At 60.1% G+C, this 18,376-nt stretch carries 20 protein-coding genes; 10 read left to right on the top strand and 10 right to left on the bottom strand.

Annotated elements, in window-relative coordinates; translation table 11 throughout:
• Window positions 1-166 precede the first annotated feature (166 nt).
• Both ACZ5WQ_RS00375 and ACZ5WQ_RS00370 read left to right on the top strand, forming a co-directional pair.
• The gene (locus tag ACZ5WQ_RS00375) at window positions 167-565 is read left to right on the top strand and encodes a PA3611 family quorum-sensing-regulated virulence factor (protein ID WP_285677883.1); all 399 of its coding nucleotides are present in this window, start codon (window positions 167-169) and stop codon (window positions 563-565) included.
• Between the two features lie 11 nt (window positions 566-576).
• The gene (locus tag ACZ5WQ_RS00370; RefSeq protein ID WP_228247331.1) at window positions 577-1,662 is read left to right on the top strand and encodes an LOG family protein; all 1,086 of its coding nucleotides are present in this window, start codon (window positions 577-579) and stop codon (window positions 1,660-1,662) included.
• On the opposite strand, the gene ACZ5WQ_RS00365 is transcribed toward ACZ5WQ_RS00370, so the two are convergent.
• The 4 genes from ACZ5WQ_RS00365 to ACZ5WQ_RS00350 all read right to left on the bottom strand — a co-directional run bounded on the left by ACZ5WQ_RS00365 (window position 1,622) and on the right by ACZ5WQ_RS00350 (window position 4,003).
• Complete coding sequence (locus ACZ5WQ_RS00365) at window positions 1,622-2,065, bottom strand: regulatory protein RecX (protein WP_088275622.1); 444 nt, start codon at window positions 2,063-2,065, stop codon at window positions 1,622-1,624. The two genes, ACZ5WQ_RS00370 and ACZ5WQ_RS00365, sit on opposite strands and share 41 nt — an antisense overlap.
• Window positions 2,066-2,077: 12 nt before the next feature.
• Window positions 2,078-3,115: a recombinase RecA gene (gene recA, locus ACZ5WQ_RS00360; protein WP_088275623.1), complete on the bottom strand. Its 1,038-nt coding sequence runs from the start codon at window positions 3,113-3,115 to the stop codon at window positions 2,078-2,080.
• Window positions 3,116-3,226: 111 nt separating this feature from the next.
• Window positions 3,227-3,748 carry a CinA family protein gene (locus ACZ5WQ_RS00355; protein ID WP_269687822.1) on the bottom strand — a complete coding sequence of 174 codons (522 nt, stop codon included), beginning with the start codon at window positions 3,746-3,748 and terminating at the stop codon, window positions 3,227-3,229.
• Between the two features lie 78 nt (window positions 3,749-3,826).
• Entirely contained in the window at window positions 3,827-4,003 is a 177-nt protein-coding gene (locus ACZ5WQ_RS00350; RefSeq protein ID WP_228247329.1) for a hypothetical protein, read from the bottom strand.
• Here ACZ5WQ_RS00350 and mutS point away from each other — a divergent pair.
• Window positions 3,990-6,569 (top strand): DNA mismatch repair protein MutS, encoded by a 2,580-nt coding sequence (gene mutS / locus ACZ5WQ_RS00345; protein WP_464382880.1) that lies wholly within the window; start codon window positions 3,990-3,992, stop codon window positions 6,567-6,569. The genes ACZ5WQ_RS00350 and mutS overlap by 14 nt on opposite strands.
• A 145-nt stretch (window positions 6,570-6,714) precedes the next feature.
• A complete protein-coding gene (gene fdxA, locus ACZ5WQ_RS00340) occupies window positions 6,715-7,038 on the top strand; it encodes a ferredoxin FdxA (RefSeq protein ID WP_088275627.1) in 324 nt (107 codons plus the stop codon).
• An 811-nt stretch (window positions 7,039-7,849) separates the two neighbouring features.
• Here the strand turns inward: fdxA and groL are convergent.
• From groL to ACZ5WQ_RS00325, 3 genes are all read right to left on the bottom strand, one after another.
• Entirely contained in the window at window positions 7,850-9,493 is a 1,644-nt protein-coding gene (gene groL, locus ACZ5WQ_RS00335; RefSeq protein ID WP_228247326.1) for a chaperonin GroEL, read from the bottom strand.
• A gap of 48 nt (window positions 9,494-9,541) precedes the next feature.
• Window positions 9,542-9,835 carry a co-chaperone GroES gene (locus ACZ5WQ_RS00330; RefSeq protein WP_088275629.1) on the bottom strand — a complete coding sequence of 98 codons (294 nt, stop codon included), beginning with the start codon at window positions 9,833-9,835 and terminating at the stop codon, window positions 9,542-9,544.
• 204 nt (window positions 9,836-10,039) lie between these two features.
• Window positions 10,040-10,489: an FxsA family protein gene (locus tag ACZ5WQ_RS00325; RefSeq protein WP_088275630.1), complete on the bottom strand. Its 450-nt coding sequence runs from the start codon at window positions 10,487-10,489 to the stop codon at window positions 10,040-10,042.
• Between the two features lie 200 nt (window positions 10,490-10,689).
• Here ACZ5WQ_RS00325 and ACZ5WQ_RS00320 point away from each other — a divergent pair, with 200 nt between their 5' ends.
• Window positions 10,690-11,448 carry an SDR family oxidoreductase gene (locus ACZ5WQ_RS00320; RefSeq protein ID WP_088275736.1) on the top strand — a complete coding sequence of 253 codons (759 nt, stop codon included), beginning with the start codon at window positions 10,690-10,692 and terminating at the stop codon, window positions 11,446-11,448.
• A gap of 60 nt (window positions 11,449-11,508) precedes the next feature.
• Here the strand turns inward: ACZ5WQ_RS00320 and ACZ5WQ_RS00315 are convergent, their stop codons facing one another.
• Window positions 11,509-12,525, bottom strand: a complete 1,017-nt coding sequence (locus ACZ5WQ_RS00315) for a DUF481 domain-containing protein (RefSeq protein WP_464382879.1) — start codon at window positions 12,523-12,525, stop codon at window positions 11,509-11,511.
• A 43-nt stretch (window positions 12,526-12,568) separates the two neighbouring features.
• Between ACZ5WQ_RS00315 and ACZ5WQ_RS00310 the strand changes: the two genes are divergently transcribed.
• Complete coding sequence (locus ACZ5WQ_RS00310) at window positions 12,569-12,943, top strand: MGMT family protein (RefSeq protein WP_285676706.1); 375 nt, start codon at window positions 12,569-12,571, stop codon at window positions 12,941-12,943.
• Entirely contained in the window at window positions 12,940-14,316 is a 1,377-nt protein-coding gene (locus tag ACZ5WQ_RS00305; protein ID WP_285676707.1) for an AmpG family muropeptide MFS transporter, read from the top strand. The genes ACZ5WQ_RS00310 and ACZ5WQ_RS00305 overlap by 4 nt, the downstream gene beginning before the upstream one ends.
• A 59-nt stretch (window positions 14,317-14,375) precedes the next feature.
• On the opposite strand, the gene ACZ5WQ_RS00300 is transcribed toward ACZ5WQ_RS00305, so the two are convergent.
• Complete coding sequence (locus ACZ5WQ_RS00300) at window positions 14,376-15,209, bottom strand: mechanosensitive ion channel family protein (protein ID WP_464382878.1); 834 nt, start codon at window positions 15,207-15,209, stop codon at window positions 14,376-14,378.
• Window positions 15,210-15,248: 39 nt separating this feature from the next.
• The gene (locus ACZ5WQ_RS00295; RefSeq protein ID WP_088275636.1) at window positions 15,249-15,734 is read right to left on the bottom strand and encodes a YajQ family cyclic di-GMP-binding protein; all 486 of its coding nucleotides are present in this window, start codon (window positions 15,732-15,734) and stop codon (window positions 15,249-15,251) included.
• A 108-nt stretch (window positions 15,735-15,842) separates the two neighbouring features.
• Between ACZ5WQ_RS00295 and ACZ5WQ_RS00290 the strand changes: the two genes are divergently transcribed.
• The 3 genes from ACZ5WQ_RS00290 to ACZ5WQ_RS00280 are packed head-to-tail and all read left to right on the top strand — an operon-like array spanning window position 15,843 to window position 18,333.
• The gene (locus tag ACZ5WQ_RS00290; protein WP_228245912.1) at window positions 15,843-16,799 is read left to right on the top strand and encodes a GGDEF domain-containing response regulator; all 957 of its coding nucleotides are present in this window, start codon (window positions 15,843-15,845) and stop codon (window positions 16,797-16,799) included.
• 9 nt (window positions 16,800-16,808) lie between these two features.
• Complete coding sequence (locus tag ACZ5WQ_RS00285) at window positions 16,809-17,714, top strand: 2-dehydropantoate 2-reductase (protein WP_464382877.1); 906 nt, start codon at window positions 16,809-16,811, stop codon at window positions 17,712-17,714.
• Between the two features lie 52 nt (window positions 17,715-17,766).
• Window positions 17,767-18,333 carry a cob(I)yrinic acid a,c-diamide adenosyltransferase gene (locus ACZ5WQ_RS00280; RefSeq protein ID WP_088275639.1) on the top strand — a complete coding sequence of 189 codons (567 nt, stop codon included), beginning with the start codon at window positions 17,767-17,769 and terminating at the stop codon, window positions 18,331-18,333.
• Window positions 18,334-18,376 lie beyond the last annotated feature (43 nt).

Genomic DNA, 18,376 nt, shown 5'->3' with positions numbered 1-18,376 from the left:
ATTTCCTCAGGCTGGACAGCTACTGCATCACAATGCCAGCATTCTACCCGATTCGCTGCCGTCGAAGGACGCACATGCCGCGCGCTAACCGCTGCGAACCAGTTGCCGGGGTCGTGGTCTGAAAGGGAAGTCGCAGCACCAAGATGATCTGATCTGGAGAAATATAATGCGCTGGTTACCCCTGCTTCTCGCCACCAGCCTGGCGGCCCCCATTCAGGCAGCCTCGCTGCGTGATATTCGCCTGACGGAAACCCTGCAACAGGTTGCCGCCCAGAGCAGCGAAAACACCCCGCGAGAAATCAACAGCAACATCACCGACTTGGGCTTCAGCGCCAAGGGCGATGAACTGATCAACCGTCTGGCGGTAGACCCGGAATACGCCCAGCGCATGCAGGAAGACCCGCTGCTTATCCGTAGCCAGCTGCAATCGAGCGTCTGCACAGACCTGCGTTTTCGCCGTCTGCTCGACATGGGCGCAACGCTGACCTATCACTTCGTGCTCAAGGAGAGTGCCCAACCGGTGCTGACCCAGAGCTTTATTGCCGACCACTGCCAGACCCTGTGAGGCCCCGCCCGATGCAAGACAACGACCCGGCGGACTATCTCAGCCGTCACTGGCAAACCGGCAGCAGCGAGATCCCGGCCAAGGTCGACGAACTCATTCAACTCTGCGCCGCCGAAAGCGAAAACGCACCGCTCTACCGGGACATGCTGCTCGACGTGATTCGCATGGCCCAGGCGGATCGTAACCGCTGGGACGCGAAGATCATGCTGCACACCATTCGCGAAATGGAGCAGGCCTTTTCGCGCATGGAAATCTTCAAGCGTCGCCGCAAGGTAACCGTTTTCGGCTCGGCGCGAACCCCGATTGATCATCCCCTGTATGCGCTTGCCAGAGCCATGGGCGAAGAGCTAGCCGCCAACGATTACATGGCCATCACCGGTGCCGGCGGCGGCATCATGACCGCCACCCACGAGGGCGCCGGCCTGGATCACAGCCTGGGCTTCAATATCACCCTGCCCTTCGAGCAACGCTCCAATAACATAGTGCATGGTACCAGCCACGACCTGTCATTCGGGTTCTTCTTCCTGCGCAAGCTGTTCTTCGTCAAGGAAGCGGACGCGCTGATTCTCTGTCCAGGCGGATTCGGCACACTGGATGAAGCGCTCGAGGTGCTGACGCTGGTGCAGACCGGCAAGAGCCCGATGGTGCCCATCATCCTGCTGGACCAGCCTGACGGGCAGTACTGGCAGGCCTTTTTACAGTTCGTTCGCAGCCAGCTGATCGACAATCACTACATCAAGCCTGACGACATCAACCTGCTGACACCCTGTTCATCCCCCGCACAGGCAATGCAGGTGGTGCTCGACTTCTACAGCAACTATCACTCGTCTCGACGTGTAGACGACCAGTACATGCTGCGCCTGAACCGACCACTGACCGCGCAGGCACTCGCCCAACTGGACGACCGGTTCGGCCATATCTGCAAATCAGGCGGTTTTGTGCAGCAGGGTGTCTGCGATCAGGAGAGCGATGAGCCGGAGCTGGGCGAGCTTACCCGTCTGTGCTTTGACTTCAACGAACGAGACCAGGGAGGTCTGAGGACACTGATCGACTTCGTCAATCAGCCTGAAAACTACCAAAGCCCCGGTACTGCATAAACCGAAGCTGTTTGCTGCGCTCGGCCGGGTCTGACGCCCGGCCTTCCGGAAAGCGCTTGGCAAACACCCGCTGAGCCAGTGCCGTCCAGTCCTGATCAAACTCTGCAAGGGTCCGTTCAACCAGCGCCTCGGCCACACCGCGCTGGCGCAGCTCTTCTTTCAGACGAGCAGGCCCGTAGCCGCGCTGGCTGCGAGCATACAGATAGGCTTCACAGAAACGCGCATCGCTGAGCAGGCCATCTTCGACCAGACGGTCCAGCTCAATCTCTGCCGCATCGGTTGCCGCACCTCGCTGGCGCAGCTTGCGCAACAACTCGCTGTAGCTGTGCTCACGCCGCGCCAGCAGGTCCATCGCGGAGCGACGGATCGCTGCCGGACTGTCCAGCGCGGTACGCGGGCGCATCAAACCAGGCTCTTAGCCTTCCAGCTCGGCATCGGCTTCAGCCTCCGCCTTGGCCTTGCCCGGCTTGGCCAGCAACTGGTCACGGATGGCCTTCTCGATTTCATCCGCGATCTGCTGGTTATCCTGCAGGAACTTGGCTGCATTGGCCTTGCCCTGACCGATCTTGTTGCCCTGATAGCTGTACCAGGCGCCGGATTTCTCAACCAGACCAATCTGCACGCCCAGATCGATGATCTCGGCGTTGTGGTAGATGCCGGTACCGTACAGAATCTGGAATTCAGCCTGACGGAACGGCGGAGCCACCTTGTTTTTCACGACTTTGACGCGGGTCTCGCTGCCGACAACCTCGTCGCCTTCCTTGACCGCGCCGGTACGGCGAATGTCCAGACGCACAGAAGAGTAGAACTTGAGCGCGTTACCACCGGTGGTGGTTTCCGGATTGCCGAACATGACGCCAATCTTCATGCGGATCTGGTTGATGAAGATCACCAGGCAGTTGGCGTTCTTGATGTTACCGGTGATCTTGCGCAGCGCCTGGGACATCAGACGGGCCTGCACACCGACGTGGTGATCACCCATTTCGCCTTCGATTTCGGCCTTGGGCACCAGCGCTGCCACCGAGTCGACGATGATCACGTCCACCGCATTGGAACGCACCAGCATGTCGGTGATTTCCAGTGCCTGCTCACCGGTATCGGGCTGCGACACCAGCAGGTCATCCACGTTGACACCCAGCTTGCCGGCATACTCCGGGTCCAGCGCGTGCTCGGCATCAACGAAGGCGCAGGTTGCACCGTGCTTCTGCGCCTGGGCAATAACCGACAGGGTCAGCGTGGTTTTACCGGAGGACTCCGGCCCGTAGATTTCAACAATACGGCCCTTGGGCAGGCCGCCGATACCGAGGGCGATATCCAGACCGAGCGAGCCGGTAGAGATGGCCGGAATGGCCTGGCGCTCGTGATCACCCATGCGCATTACCGCGCCCTTGCCAAACTGACGTTCAATCTGGCTCAAGGCAGCCGACAGCGCCTTCTTTTTGTTCTCGTCCATTTCGCATCCTCTTGGCTTGGGGCGGGCACCGCGGCGACCGACCGATCAACTACTGTATATTTGGTCAGTATTATTCCACAGAAAAAATGGCCCGCCTACCCCCGATTTCACTCAGACTGACAACCGGTTCGCAGGCTGCTTGTGCGCCTCTTTGACCAGCCGTTCCAGAGCGTGCAGCACCGTCTGGGCGCGCACCTCTCGGCGTCCGCCCTGGAAGCGCTTGCACTCGCTGACGACGCTGCCGTCGGCCAGGGCCCAGCCAAACCAGACGGTCCCGACCGGCTTCTCTGCACTGCCGCCATCAGGGCCGGCAATACCGCTGACCGCAACCGCCATTGCCGCCCCGGCAGCCTCCCTGGCTCCGGACGCCATCGCTCTGACCACCGGCTCGCTGACCGCGCCATGAGCCTCGATAACCTCTGCGTTCACCCCAAGCCAACGGCTTTTGCTGGCGTTGGCGTAGGTGACGAAGCCGGTCTCGAACCAGCGCGAACTGCCAGCCACCCGGGTTATTGCCTCGGCAATCCCTCCGCCCGTGCAGGACTCAGCGGTGCTGACCTGCAGCCCCTGCTGTTCCAACACTTTGCCAAGCCTCGCAGCGGCAGAGTCGATCAGCGGGTCATAATGCGACATGGTTCACTCCTGTACGAACGGATATCAGGCAACAGCATGCCAGTTGGCGCGCTGCCTGCGAATACCCTGCGACCACATTCAGCCGCCTCGGGTTCCTGCTGCCGGAGTCGCCGGCAGCACTGCAGCAGCCACCAGCGACGTGATACCCTTTGCGCCAACCTGAAACGGCGTCTCAGCCACCGCCCTCAGCGCATCCATCGCGCCCGGTGACACCGCCTTTGCCGCATATTTCGAGTCATTGATGAAAAAGAGCAAAACCGAATCCTCCGCCCACACGCCGATGATGCAGCAGTACTTCAGCATCAAGCAGCAGCATCCCGAACAGCTCCTGTTCTACCGCATGGGTGACTTTTACGAACTGTTCTACGACGACGCGAAAAAAGCCGCCCGTCTGCTCGATATCACCCTGACCGCACGGGGCCAGTCCGGCGGCCAACCGATTCCGATGGCCGGCATCCCGTTCCATGCCGCCGAGGGCTATCTGGCCAAGCTGGTCAAGCTGGGCGAGTCGGTTGTCATCTGTGAGCAGGTTGGCGATCCGGCCACCAGCAAGGGCCCGGTCGAGCGCCAGGTTGCCCGCATCATTACCCCCGGCACGGTCAGCGATGAAGCGCTGCTCGATGAGCGTCGCGACAACCTGCTGGCCGCGCTGGTGGGCGCCGAGCGCGGCTTTGGCCTGGCTACGCTCGACATCAACAGTGGCCGCTTTGTGGTCATGGAACTGCGCGGCTGGGAAACTCTGCTCGGGGAGCTGGAACGTCTGGCACCGGCCGAGCTGTTGATTCCCGATGACTGGGAAAGCAACACGCCAATCGAGCGCCGCCGCGCCGTGCGTCGTCGCGCCCCCTGGGAGTTCGATCAGGACAGCGCCTTCAAGGCCCTCACCCAGCAATTCGGCACCAAGGATCTGGTCGGCTTCGACTGTCAGGACCTGACCCTCGGCCTCGGCGCTGCCGGTGCGCTGCTGAGCTATGCCAAGGAAACCCAGCGCACCGCCCTGCCGCACATCCGCAGCATCGCTCAGGAGCGTTTTGAAGACAGCGTGATTATCGACAGCGCCAGCCGCCGTAATCTGGAAATCGACCAGAACCTGTCCGGTGGCCGCGACAACACCCTGCTCGACGTACTCGACCATACTGCAACGGCCATGGGCAGCCGCCTGATGGCGCGGTGGCTGAATCGCCCCCTGCGGGACCTCAAGGTCCTGGGTGCGCGCCAGGACAGCATCAGCGCCCTGCTCGACCAGCAGTTCTACCTCGACCTTCAGCCGCAGCTCAAGGGCATCGGCGACATCGAGCGCATCCTTGCCCGGGTTGCCCTGCGCTCTGCGCGGCCGCGCGATCTGGCACGCCTGCGCGACGCGCTGGCCGCCCTGCCCGCACTGCAGGATTGCATGCAGGCGCTGGAAACACCGCATCTGCGCAATCTGGCCGAGCAGGTACGCACCTACCCGGAGCTGGCCGAGCTGCTGGAACGCGCCGTGATCGACAACCCGCCCGCGGTGCTGCGCGACGGCGGCGTGATCAAGCCCGGTTTCGACGCCGAGCTGGATGAGCTGCAGAACATCAGCGAGAACGCAGGCCAGTATCTGATTGATCTGGAAACCCGCGAGCGCGAGCGTACCGGGCTGAGCACCCTCAAGGTCGGCTACAACCGGGTACACGGCTACTTTATCGAACTGTCGCGCAGCCAGGCCGATCAGGCGCCGGCAGATTACATTCGCCGCCAGACCCTGAAGGGCGCCGAGCGCTTCATTACCCCGGAACTGAAAGCCTTTGAAGACAAGGCGCTGTCGGCCCGCAGCCGCGCGCTGGCTCGTGAAAAGCAACTGTACGACGAGCTGATCGACCGTCTCAACGAGGACCTTGCCGCACTGCAGACCACTGCCGCCAGCCTGGCCGAAATTGATGTGCTCTGCACCCTCGCCGAACGGGCCGGCAGTCTCGATTACAGTCGCCCGCGCTTTATCGAGGGCAGCCAGTTGAAGATCAGTCAGGGCCGTCATCCGGTCGTCGAGCAGGTGCTGGAAACGCCCTTCGTGGCCAACGATCTGGACCTGGACATCGACACCCGCATGCTGGTGATTACCGGCCCCAACATGGGCGGTAAATCCACCTACATGCGCCAGACCGCGCTGATCGTGCTGCTGGCCCATATCGGCAGCTTTGTACCGGCGGCAGGCGTCGAGCTGTCCTGCGTCGACCGCATCTTCACCCGCATCGGTTCCAGTGACGATCTGGCCGGCGGCCGCTCAACCTTCATGGTCGAAATGAGCGAAACCGCCAACATCCTCAACAACGCCACCAGCGCCAGTCTGGTGCTGATGGACGAAGTCGGCCGCGGCACCAGCACCTTCGACGGCCTGTCACTGGCCTGGTCTGCTGCCGAGTATCTGGCCAAGGTTCGCGCCTTCACCCTGTTTGCCACGCACTACTTCGAGCTGACCGGCATGGCCGACACCGACGAAGGCGTGGCCAACGTGCACCTGAACGCCACCGAACATAATGAACGCATCGTATTCCTGCATAACGTCCAGCCCGGCCCTGCCAGCCAGAGCTACGGCCTGCAAGTCGCCCAGCTTGCCGGTGTACCGCGTCCGGTCATCCTGCGCGCCCGCGAACACCTCGCCCAACTGGAGCAGCAGAGCCTGGAGCAGCACGGCAGCAAGCCCGCAGGCGACACTGAGCAACCGTTCCAGACCGATCTGTTCGCCAGCGCACCTCACCCTCTGATCGAACAGATCAAGGCACTGGATCCGGACGATCTCAGCCCGCGCCAGGCGCTGGACCTGCTGTACAAGCTCAAACGCGAGTGGGCGTAAATTCAGCAAATGATATTCATTTGCATCAAACGTGATGGAACTACGCTTTAATCTGCGCAAAACCCGGCGGCGCTCTGTACCGCCGGAAAAAAACTGCTAGACTACGCGCCAGATTTTGCCAGCCTGATTCAATGGAGACCTCACCATGACCTTTGTTGTTACCGACAACTGCATCAAGTGCAAATACACCGATTGCGTTGAGGTCTGCCCGGTCGATTGCTTCTACGAAGGCCCGAACTTCCTGGTCATTCACCCGGACGAGTGCATCGACTGCGCCCTCTGCGAGCCCGAATGCCCGGCCAATGCCATCTTCTCGGAAGACGAAGTACCGGAGGATATGCAGGAGTTCACCGAACTGAACGCCGATCTGGCAGAAGTGTGGCCGAACATCACCGAGAAGAAAGACGCACTGCCCGACGCCGAAGAGTGGGATGGCGTACCGGACAAGCTGCAATATCTGGAGCGCTAAGCAGCTAGCTGCTATGCAAAAAAAACCGGCCATGTGCCGGTTTTTTTATTGCTGCAAGCCTGAAGCTACAAGCTACAAGCTACAAGCTACAAGCTACAAGCTACAAGCGCACCAGTGTGGGCCTGTTCTTCCGGCTTAGGCTTTAGCTTGGGTTTTGGTTCTGGTTTGGCTTGAGGCTTGGAGCTTGCAGCTTGCAGCTTGCGGCTTATGAGGCTTGTGGGGCTTGCGGCTTGTGAGGCTGAGAGTTTGGAGTCAAATTTCAGGCAAAAAAAGGGGCGGGATAGCCCGCCCACTCTTTATTCCATATGTGCTTTCCGTGTCCAGCCATCCTGGCTTCATCATCCTGAAAATCCCTGACTCAGCTCCCTGCCGAGTAGCACCATCCTTTGCGCTTGGGTGAAGTTTAACGAATGCGGCATCGCCCGCAACCCCCCCTCCAGCAAGCACAACAGGCATATCACCAACAATAAAATCCTTAAATTTCATATATTTACTGTTTTTAGCACGGATAAAAACTCGTTCCGCCCACAGCCTGTAACGGCGAAGTCTCACACACATTGTAGGAAATCTCTTACAAGGCAAGCGCGCCTGCCCAGCCGGGTAACGGAGTAACAGGTTACTGCAACGCGGTGAAGTAAGCCTGCGGCGTCTCCACCCCATCGGCGCCAGGCCCGGAGCAGGCGGAAGCAAGGGTGTTCGTGAGCACAACGGCGGATACGCTGCGCCTGATCCGCACTACTCATGGCGCTGCGCTGAGACATAAAAAAACCCGGCTCTCTCGAGCCGGGTTTCGGATTAGCCGGGAGGCTGATTACATCATTCCGCCCATACCACCCATGCCACCCATGCCGCTCATGTCGGGCATGGCCGGCTTCTCTTCCGGCAGCTCGGCAATCATGGCCTCGGTGGTGATCATCAGGCTGGCGACCGAGGAAGCAGCCTGCAGCGCGCTGCGGGTTACCTTGGCCGGGTCCAGGATGCCCATGTCGATCATGTCGCCGTACTCGCCAGTCGCAGCGTTGTAACCGAAGTTACCTTCGCCGGCCTTGACGCGCTCCAGAACAACAGCAGCTTCTTCACCAGCGTTGGTGACGATCTGGCGCAGCGGTGCTTCAACAGCGCGGCGCAGCAGCTTGATACCGACGTTCTGGTCTTCGTTGTCGCCAGCCAGACCCTCGATAGCCGCCAGGGTGCGAACCAGGGCAACACCGCCGCCAGGTACCACACCTTCTTCAACAGCAGCGCGGGTAGCGTGCAGCGCGTCTTCAACGCGGTGCTTCTTCTCTTTCATTTCCACTTCGGTCGCAGCACCAACCTTGATCACTGCTACGCCGCCAGCCAGCTTGGCCAGACGCTCCTGCAGCTTCTCGCGATCGTAATCGGAGGTAGTTTCCTCGACCTGCTTGCGGATCTGGTTAACGCGGGCTTCGATATCAGCCTTGGCGCCAGCGCCATCAACGATGGTGGAGTTGTCCTTGTTGATCTGAACGCTCTTGGCTTGACCCAGGTGCTCCAGAGTAGCGGTTTCCAGGCTCAGGCCAACTTCTTCGCTGATCACGGTGCCACCGGTCAGGATAGCGATATCCTGCAGCATGGCCTTGCGACGATCGCCGAAGCCCGGTGCCTTGACCGCAGCAACCTTGACGATCCCGCGCATGTTGTTGACAACCAGAGTCGCCAGCGCTTCGCCTTCAACGTCCTCGGCAACGATCATCAGCGGACGACCAGCCTTGGCAACGGCTTCCAGAACCGGCAGCAGCTCGCGGATGTTGGAGATTTTCTTGTCAACCAGCAGGATGTACGGGTTGTCCAGATCAGCGGACATGGTTTCCGGCTTGTTGACGAAATAGGGAGACAGGTAGCCGCGGTCAAACTGCATGCCTTCAACAACAGACAGTTCGTTTTCCAGACCGGAACCTTCCTCAACGGTGATGACGCCTTCTTTACCAACGCGGTCCATGGCTTCGGCAATGATGTTGCCGACGGACTCGTCAGAGTTGGCGGAGATGGTGCCTACCTGGGCGATGGCCTTGGAGTCGGCACAGGGCTTGGCCAGGTTCTTCAGCTCGGCAACGATGGCAGCAGTAGCCTTGTCGATACCACGCTTCAGATCCATCGGGTTCATGCCGGCAGCAACAGCCTTCAGACCTTCGGTAACGATGGCTTGAGCCAGTACGGTAGCAGTGGTGGTACCGTCACCAGCGTCATCGTTGGCACGGGAAGCAACGTCTTTGACCAGTTGCGCGCCCATGTTTTCAAACTTGTCTTTCAGCTCGATTTCCTTGGCAACGGAAACGCCGTCCTTGGTGATCAGCGGCGCGCCGAAGCTGCGCTCGATCAGCACGTTACGGCCCTTCGGACCCAGGGTAGCTTTAACCGCATTGGCCAGCGTGTTCACGCCGTCCAGCATCTTGTTGCGACCGGAAATACCGAATTTAACTTCTTTTGCAGCCATGTTTGCTTTCCTTCAAATGAATTCGTTAAGGGGTGTGAGGGTGGCTGATCAGCCTTCCAGTACACCGTAGATTTCGGATTCGCTCATGATCAGCAGGTCTTCACCATCGATCTTGATGGTGTTGTTGCCGGAGTAAGGACCGAAAACAACCTTGTCGCCTTCTTTGACGGCCAGCGGACGCACTTCGCCGTTGTCCTGCAGACGCCCGGTACCTACAGCAACGATAACCCCGGTGTTCGGCTTCTCGGCAGCCGAGCCGGGCAGAACGATACCACCAGCGGTCTTGGTTTCTTCTTCGCTGCGACGAACGACTACGCGATCGTGTAACGGACGAATTTTCATCGTTGTGTGTCTCCCAATAATTGATCTTCAATGCCGGAAACCCGGCGCTTTCACGTTGTAATCCGGACCCGCAATGCGAATCCGAAGGACGAGCCTGACGGCTCGTCGCTGTTCGAGGCTCCGCGCTTGCGCGGAGCCTGCCAAACCGGTGTCACCTAGATGGGGCTTGGTATTGCCATTTCAAGAGGCAAGTACACAATTTTTTTACTCGCGGTCGATGCGGCGATCCGGTGAAACCTGATCTGGATCGTCCGGACGCCATTCCCCTTCGATAATGGTGGTGCTGCCGCGCCGCCACACGTTCGGGCCGCCCGGTTCGCCCGGACCCGGCTTGCCGCGTGATACCAATGCCAGCACCAGGCAAGGCAGCGCCAGCGCATCGGTGATCAGGCCAGGGATCATCAACAGTACCCCCGCAAGCAACCACCACATGCCGGTCTTCAACACGGCAAAGGGCGAGCGGTTTTCGGCCATGCGGATCTGCAGCTGCTGCAGCATGGACCAGCCCTGGCGCTGGATCAGCACCAGACCCAGCACACCGGAGCCAAGCACCCAAAGCAGGGTGTAGCCGACACCGATGCGCTGGCCCAGCAGGATCAGGGTGGCCAGTTCAAGCAACGGCAGCAGCAGGAGAAAGAATCGAAACAGGGGCATACGCACCTCGTATTGAGCAGGTCAGGGATATATGGGTACGACAACAGCAGCTTTCAACCGGGATGGCGACTAACGGCAACAACATGTCGCCAGGAAGGTCAGAAAGTGACTGAAGAGCCATGCAGGGTATTCAAAATATCGGCAATCTGGTGCATGCTTGCGCACCTCAAATCTATCACCCCTTTTGCGAGGAGAGCCCGATGCAATTGCAAGACAGCGTTATCATCATCACCGGCGGCGGACAGGGCCTGGGCCGTGCCATGGGCGAGTTCCTGGCAGCCAAGGGCGCCAAACTGGCACTGGTTGACCTCAACCAGGAAGCGCTGGACGCTGCCGTTGCCGCGTGCAAGGCAGCCGGCGGCGATGCCCGCTCGTACATCTGCAACGTGGCCAACGAAGAACAAGTCAGCCACATGGTCAACCAGGTAGCGGACGACTTCGGTGCCATCCACGGCCTGATCAACAACGCCGGCATTCTGCGCGACGGTCTGCTGCTGAAAGCCAAAGACGGTCAGATTCAGAAAATGAGTCTGGCGCAGTGGCAGTCGGTTATCGACGTCAACCTGACCGGCGTGTTCCTGGGTACCCGCGAAGTGGCCGCCAAGATGATCGAACTGGGCACCAAGGGCCTGATCATCAATATCTCGTCCATCTCCCGCGCCGGCAACATTGGTCAGTCCAACTACTCGGCCGCCAAGGCCGGTGTGGCTGCCATGACCGTTACCTGGGCGAAAGAGCTGTCACGTTACGGTATCCGCGTTGCCGGTATTGCTCCGGGCTTTATCGAAACCGAGATGACCGGCAGCATGAAGCCGGAAGCGCTGGAGAAAATGACTTCCGGCATTCCGCTCAAGCGCATGGGCAAGCCGGCGGAAATCGCTCACTCGGCGGCCTACCTGTTCGAGAACGACTACTTCACCGGTCGCATCCTCGAGCTGGACGGCGGTCTGCGCATCTAACCGTCGCCTGCGAACTGGCGGCCACGCACCGCCAGTTCATGCTTGAACCGCCCTCCTGCGCTACCAACCCACACCCAGCCCCAAGGTATAGCGGGTATCCCGATAGCCGCTGTCGTCGGTTGTATTGAGATAGTCCAACTCACCCTTCAGGCTCAGTGACGCCCAGCTGGTCAGCCGATAGCGTATGCCCAGATCAGCATCCATCAGGTAACGCACCTTGGGGTCGTCCGGAACCTGCGTTTCCGCCGAATGGAACAGCTCAAACCGCTTGCCCAGCAGAAACCGCCGATAATCCCACTGCAGACCAAGAGCGTCATAGCGTGCACGACTGCCATCGCGCTCCTTGAGCCACGCCCGGTCCAGGCGCACGGACGTTTCAAACCGCCCCAGCGCCGTGTTCCACCACTCATAACCAGGGCCCATACCGAACTGGCGCTGCCTGGCTATCTCGTTGATATGGTCGCGCTTGTACTGCACGCTGTTGGCCCAGAACCATTGATCGGTAATGAAGCGGTTGAGATCGTAGGAGGCGTCAAGGGTGTGACTGGTTTTGACGTCGTTGCTGTAATCGCGGTCGTAGTCCAGCGCCCAGTCATGACGCCAGCGTCCATGGCGCAGGCGGGAGGTGACATCAATATCGATGTCTCGTTTCTCGTTACCCGACGTATCCTTGATGTCGAGCGCAGCGCTGGCGTCGCCTTCCCATACCGAATCCTGCACCAGAGGCCGGGGCACCAGGAGCTGACGAATGGCACGGATATCGGTCGCGATGGGCCGCCGATTCGGCACCCGCAACAGCACCTGACCGTCGCGCTCAGACTCTGCCAGCTGCACGGTGTGCTGAATGCCGTCGCGCAGTTTGACCAGCACCGGCTCGTCACTGTTGAAGGTAGTGATACGCGCTACATCGATCGACAGCGTGCCGGCAAAATCAGTCTCCAGCACCAGCTTGCCGCCCTCCAGAAAGGCGACCTTGCCAGTCAGACGATCACCATTGTCGAGCCACAAGGTATCGGCGACACTGCGCCAGGACAGCACGCTAAGACAGCACAACAGGACAACACGGAACAACGGCATCGATCAGCATCCGGCAGACATCAGGTTAAACGGGCAATTATCCATGAAAGACCGGCGAATAGCGCCAGCGTTCAACACGCCAGCCGACGACGAGCGCAAGGCCGCCTTTTTTCAGGTACTGGCCAGTATTCCGCCTGGCCGCGTTACCAGCTACGGCCGTATTGCCGAGCTGGCCGGACTCGGCCGAGGCGCGCGCCTGGTCGGGCGCTGGCTTGGACAGCTGCCAGAAGGCACCCACCTGCCCTGGCACCGCGTTCTCAACAGCCAAGGAAAGCTGTCACTCGGAGCGGACACTCCAAGCGGCCGGGAACAACGCGAACGGCTGGCTGCCGAAGGCATACTGGTACGCAATGGTCGCGTGAATCTGCGACACTATGGCTGGCCAGAGCCCCCCGCGCCATCACAAGGACAAGCATGAGTTCCAGCCCCTCCGACTCCAGTACCACTCCCCTGCCAGCCGAAGGCCTGCGCGTTTACCTCAAGCCACGTGTCATCGGCATGCTGTTTCTGGGGTTTTCTGCCGGCCTTCCCCTGCTGCTGGTGGGTGGTACGTTCAGCGCCTGGCTGCGCGATATCGGCGTCGAACTGGCGTCCATTGGCTTTCTCAGCTGGGTAGGTATGGCGCACTCGATCAAGGTCCTGTGGGCGCCACTGATCGACCGATTGCCGGTCCCGATACTCACCCGACTGCTCGGACGCAGGCGCAGCTGGATGCTGCTCGCACAACTGGTGATTGCCGGCGCATTGCTTGGCATGTCGATGAGTAATCCGCTGGAGCATCTGGAATGGGTCGCGCTCTGGGCGGTACTGGCCGCTTTTGGTTCGGCCACCCAGGATGTCGCCATCGACGCCTACCGGGTCGAAGCCGAAGCCAAGCACCGCCAGGCCGCCATGGCTGCCACCTACGTCACCGGTTACCGGGTAGCCATCCTCGCCGCCGGCGCCGGAGCCCTGCACATCGCCGCCCTGCAGGACTGGAGCCTGGCCTACGGCCTGATGGCCGGCATGATGCTGATTGGCGTAGTGACCACGCTTGTCATTGCCGAACCAAGCGTAGAAATAACCGATGCGACCCGAGCGCAGGAAGCCCGCCTGACCCAGCACCTGAGCCAGTCGGTGCACAGTGGCTGGCGACTGCAGCTGTCCGGCTGGGTCTTCAACGCCTTTATTGCCCCATTCACCGAGTTCTTTGAGCGTTACGGCCGGGTTGCCTTCATCATTCTGCTGTTTATCGCAACCTTCCGGATCAGCGACATTTTCATGGGCACCATGGCCAATCCCTTCTATCTCGACATCGGCTTCAGCAAGGAGCAGATCGCCAATATCGCCGCCGCCTTCGGATTGGCCATGACCTTGGCCGGGGCTGCGCTGGGCGGCCTGATGGTGGCCCGTTTCGGCATTGCTCCGATCCTCATTCTGACCGCGTTCATGGCGCCAGCGACCAACCTGATCTTTGCCTGGCTGGCCTTCATCGGGCCGCAGCCCGATGGGCTGATCGTCGCCATTATTGCCGACAACATCACCGGTGGGCTCGCCATCTCGGTGTTTATTGCCTATCTGTCGAGCCTGACCAACACCGCCTATACCGCCACCCAGTACGCCCTGTTCAGCTCCCTGATGACCCTGCCGGGCCAGTTTGCTGCCGGTTTCACCGGGGTACTGGCAGCCAATCTGGGCTGGGTGAGCTTCTTCATGGTCACCGCAATGACCGGCCTGCCCGCCATCATCTTGGCCATTGCGCTGCTGCGGTTTGCCCACCCGGACCGCCTGCGCCGCCCCGGTATCGATTGAAGGGCACAAAAAACCCGGCTTGCGCCGGGTTTGATGAACTCACATAAACCTGCAGCGGTTCAGGTTGACTGCTGAACCAGATGCACCGTGCGCTGCGGGAACGGAATGCTGATACCGGCCGCATCAAACTCCAGCTTGGCCTTTTCCTGCAGCTCGAAAAACACGCCCCAGTAGTCGTCGGTCTTGGTCCACATGCGCAGTGACAGGTTGACCGAGTTGTCGCCGAGCGACACCAGCCAGACCACCGGCTCCGGATCCTTCAGCACACGGCTGTCACCCTGGGCCAGGCCCATCAGGATGTCCTTGGCCAACTTGAGGTCATCGCTGTAATCAATACCGATATTCAGATCGACACGGCGGGTCGCCTGACGGGAATAGTTGATGATATTGCCGTTGGACAGGCTGCCATTGGGCACGATCACGGTCTTGTTGTCGGGCGTTTTCAGCACCGTATTGAAGATCTGGATGCTATCAACCGTGCCCGAGACGCCCTGCGCCTCAATGTATTCACCGGCACGGAACGGGCGCAGAAACAGAATAAGGGCACCGCCGGCGAAATTGGCCAGACTGCCCTGCAGGGCCAGACCTACCGCCAGACCGGCTGCACCCAGCACCGCGATAAACGACGTTGTCTCGATACCCACCATGCCGGCGACGCTGATCAGCAGCAGTACCTTGAGCGCGATAGAGGCCAGCGAGCCGATGAACCCGTGCAGTGTTGGCTCGACGTTGCGCTTGCGCATGACCCCGTTCATCGCCTTCATCAGACGACCAATCAGCCACCAGCCAACCAGCAGCGTCAACAGCGCCAGCGCTAGCTTGCTGCCGTATTCGATCAACAGCGGTAACCAGGCCTCCTCAAGCCCTCGCAGCGTGTTCATGACCTCATCCATTCCTGCCTCCTTTTCTCGGCGATAAATTCACGACCTCGGTCAGTCGCGGAAGTTGTTGTACTGCAGCGGCATCTCCAGTTCAGCCCCGCGCAACAGCGCCATGACATCCTGCAAATCGTCACGTTTCTTGCCTGTTACCCGTACCTGATCGCCCTGAATCGCGGCCTGCACCTTGAGCTTGGAATCCTTGATCAGGGCAACAATTTTTTTGGCAAGTTCCTTGTCGATACCCTCTTTGAAGGTGACATCCTGCTTGACCAGCTTGCCGGACGCAAATGGCTCACCCGCATCCAGACAGCGAATATCGATCTTGCGCTTGGTCAGACTGAGCTCGAGAATGCCGATCACCTGCTCCAGCTGGAACTCGGAATCGGCACTCAGGGCGATCGTCTTCTGCTTGTCGTTGAAATCGATCTCGCACTTGCCGCGAAGATCGTAACGCCGCTCCAGCTCTTTCTTGGCGTTATCGACCGCATTGGTTACTTCATGCTTGTCCAGTTCGGACACGACATCAAAAGATGGCATTGTGCTACCTCACAGAAAAACCCAAAATTATGATGTTCATTACAAAACGACGGTATAACCTCATGGCATTATACCCAGACCGGCCCACGTCCAGCAGGGAGCACCTACATGCCGAATCCGCAACTCAGCATTCTGGTAGTCGATGACACCAAGTTCAGCAGTGCTGTCATCGGTCACACACTGAGTCAGGCCGGCTACTCCAATATTCGCTTTGCCAGCTCCGCGATGGATGCCCTGCGCATGCACGAGGAACAGCCAGCCAGCGTGATGGTCGCCGACTGGCTGATGCCGGAAATGGACGGCCTTGAGCTGACCACCCGCATTCGTCAGACAGACGAGCAATCCGATCACTACACCTATGTGGTACTGCTGACAGCACGCGAGGGCGATAATGTGCTGGGGGAGGCCTTCGATCGCGGTGTCGATGACTTCATCAGCAAATCATCCATGAACGAACAGCTGCTGCCACGCATCTACGCTGCCGATCGCACATCGCAGCTGATCAACCGCCTGCTGGACGAGAACCGACTGCTGGCTACCAACAACGCCCAGCTCGAGGAACACAACCTGGTAGACCGGCTGACCGCGATCGGCAACCGTCGGTACCTGATCCAGCGCCTGGCCGACGTATTGCGCAACGTGGATTCGCGCGGTGGTGCCTGCTGCCTGGTTCTGCTCGGTGTCCAGAACCTGCCAACCCTTACCGAGCGCTTCGGCCCTGCCGTACAACAGGAAGTGCTGCGTGGAACCGCGCGCCGCCTGCAGCAACTGGTGCGGCCTACGGACGTCGTTGCACGGGTTGATGAAAACGCCTTCGCCATTGTCACCATTGCCGATGAGGCCGCAGACCTCAAGCCGGCCAGTTTCCGCCGTCTGCACGACGGCCTGAATCTGAAGGCGTTCAAAACCAGCGAGGGTTACCTGTCGATCCGTGCCGGGATGGTGCTATGTACGCTCACCAACCGTCAGGCGCTGCCGGACGCCGAGGCGCTGCTTGAGCAGGTGGAAAGCCATCTGGGCGAAGCCTACGAAACCAATCTGATCACCGAAGCCAAACTCGGCTGACGTACTCGGATGCTGCATATTCTCGGCGCCGGAAGCCTGGGGTTGCTGTGGGCGGCCCGCCTGCAGCAGGCAGGTATCGACTACCGCCTGATTGTGCGGAACGAAAGCCAGCTAAGACAGTGGAACAGCAACGGTAACCGGCTGGTGTTTGATGATGGCGCTGCAAAGCACACCTTGTCACTTGCCACCGAGACGCCCGACACCCCGGCACCGATCGAGAATCTGATTGTGGCAACCAAGGCGCATGCCGCTTTGGCTGCAGTCGAATCGCTGCGCCCGCGCCTGCAGCCGGGTGCCGCGCTTTTTCTGCTGCAAAACGGCCTGGGCTCCCAACAGGCAATCGCCGATGCCTTTACGGACTGCCGAATTTACTGTGTCAGCGTCACAGATGGCGCCTGGCGACCAAGTGAGCATGAGTTGATCTGGGCCGGTCGCGGCCATAACACCGTCGGCCCGCTTCGCCCTGGAACAGCTCCCCCTGACTGGCTGAACGACCTCCCATCCAGCATCTCGACCACCTGGCAGCATGACATTCTACCGGTGCTGTGGCGCAAGCTGGCGGTGAACTGCGCCATCAATCCCTTTACCCTGATTTACGACTGCCGCAATGGCGAAGTGCCCGAGCGCGCAGGCGAGTGGCTTGGGCAATGCATCGCCGAATTGCAGCAGGTGCTTGCCTCTCACGGCGTCGACGCCAACCTCGCCGAGCAGGTGCATGCGGTCATTCTGGCCACGGCCAACAACAGCTCGTCCACACGCCAGGACCTGCACGCACGTCGACGCACGGAGCTGAGTTACTTCCTCGGTTATGCATGCCGCGCCGCGCAGAGTGCCGGGCTGTCGACGCCCGCCCTCGAGCGGTTGCTGCTGAGCGCTCAGGACGCCCTGCGCCGGCATCAACTGCCGGCTGACTGACACGCCGTCTGCCGCTAGACTAGGCGCCAGCTTTCAAAGGAGACAGCACCTCATGGGCTACCGCCTGAGCAAACTCTATACCCGCACCGGTGATGCCGGCGATACCGGACTTGCCAACGGTCAACGTATCCGCAAGGATCATCCACGCGTTGAGGCAATGGGTGACGTAGACGAGCTGAACAGCCAGCTTGGACTGCTGCTCTGCCAGATGGACAGCGACCGCCTCGCGCCACTGAAACAGGCCCTGAGCCCGATCCAGCATCGTCTGTTTGACCTCGGCGGGGAGCTGGCCATCCCCGGACACGACCTGATCGAAGCCGCCGACGTAACCGCGCTGGAGCAATTGATCGATCAATTCAATGCTGAGTTGGAACCACTGAAAAATTTCATTTTGCCGGGTGGCTCGGTGCTGGTTGCCCAGGCTCACCTGACACGCAGCGTTTGCCGGCGTGCCGAGCGTCACTATCTGACACTGGCCATGGAAGAAGAGGTCAACAACCAGTCGGCGATCTACCTCAATCGTCTGTCCGATCTGCTGTTTGTGGCTGCACGAACCATCGCGCTGCTTGAAGGAACCGCAGAGGTGCTTTGGGCTGCCAAACCCAAGCCGGAGGCTTGATCGGCGGCGCCGGACGATTGAGCAGGCGCACTGCTCAATCGCC

This window comes from Halopseudomonas sp. T1L2 (genome assembly GCF_055397385.1).
Note: the sequence above shows the minus strand (reverse complement) of the source record. Positions and strands in the feature narration are given on the sequence as shown.

Excerpts from the sequence above, each read along its gene's own strand:
- ACZ5WQ_RS00375 (WP_285677883.1), top strand. The coding sequence starts at position 167 with ATGCGCTGGTTACCCCTGCTTCTCGCCACCAGCCTGGCGGCCCCCATT.
- ACZ5WQ_RS00370 (WP_228247331.1), top strand. The coding sequence starts at position 577 with ATGCAAGACAACGACCCGGCGGACTATCTCAGCCGTCACTGGCAAACC.
- ACZ5WQ_RS00365 (WP_088275622.1), bottom strand. The coding sequence starts at position 2,065 with ATGCGCCCGCGTACCGCGCTGGACAGTCCGGCAGCGATCCGTCGCTCC.
- recA (WP_088275623.1), bottom strand. The coding sequence starts at position 3,115 with ATGGACGAGAACAAAAAGAAGGCGCTGTCGGCTGCCTTGAGCCAGATT.
- ACZ5WQ_RS00355 (WP_269687822.1), bottom strand. The coding sequence starts at position 3,748 with ATGTCGCATTATGACCCGCTGATCGACTCTGCCGCTGCGAGGCTTGGC.
- mutS (WP_464382880.1), top strand. The coding sequence starts at position 3,990 with ATGAAAAAGAGCAAAACCGAATCCTCCGCCCACACGCCGATGATGCAG.
- fdxA (WP_088275627.1), top strand. The coding sequence starts at position 6,715 with ATGACCTTTGTTGTTACCGACAACTGCATCAAGTGCAAATACACCGAT.
- groL (WP_228247326.1), bottom strand. The coding sequence starts at position 9,493 with ATGGCTGCAAAAGAAGTTAAATTCGGTATTTCCGGTCGCAACAAGATG.
- ACZ5WQ_RS00330 (WP_088275629.1), bottom strand. The coding sequence starts at position 9,835 with ATGAAAATTCGTCCGTTACACGATCGCGTAGTCGTTCGTCGCAGCGAA.
- ACZ5WQ_RS00325 (WP_088275630.1), bottom strand. The coding sequence starts at position 10,489 with ATGCCCCTGTTTCGATTCTTTCTCCTGCTGCTGCCGTTGCTTGAACTG.
- ACZ5WQ_RS00320 (WP_088275736.1), top strand. The coding sequence starts at position 10,690 with ATGCAATTGCAAGACAGCGTTATCATCATCACCGGCGGCGGACAGGGC.
- ACZ5WQ_RS00315 (WP_464382879.1), bottom strand. The coding sequence starts at position 12,525 with ATGCCGTTGTTCCGTGTTGTCCTGTTGTGCTGTCTTAGCGTGCTGTCC.
- ACZ5WQ_RS00310 (WP_285676706.1), top strand. The coding sequence starts at position 12,569 with ATGAAAGACCGGCGAATAGCGCCAGCGTTCAACACGCCAGCCGACGAC.
- ACZ5WQ_RS00305 (WP_285676707.1), top strand. The coding sequence starts at position 12,940 with ATGAGTTCCAGCCCCTCCGACTCCAGTACCACTCCCCTGCCAGCCGAA.
- ACZ5WQ_RS00300 (WP_464382878.1), bottom strand. The coding sequence starts at position 15,209 with ATGGATGAGGTCATGAACACGCTGCGAGGGCTTGAGGAGGCCTGGTTA.
- ACZ5WQ_RS00295 (WP_088275636.1), bottom strand. The coding sequence starts at position 15,734 with ATGCCATCTTTTGATGTCGTGTCCGAACTGGACAAGCATGAAGTAACC.
- ACZ5WQ_RS00290 (WP_228245912.1), top strand. The coding sequence starts at position 15,843 with ATGCCGAATCCGCAACTCAGCATTCTGGTAGTCGATGACACCAAGTTC.
- ACZ5WQ_RS00285 (WP_464382877.1), top strand. The coding sequence starts at position 16,809 with ATGCTGCATATTCTCGGCGCCGGAAGCCTGGGGTTGCTGTGGGCGGCC.
- ACZ5WQ_RS00280 (WP_088275639.1), top strand. The coding sequence starts at position 17,767 with ATGGGCTACCGCCTGAGCAAACTCTATACCCGCACCGGTGATGCCGGC.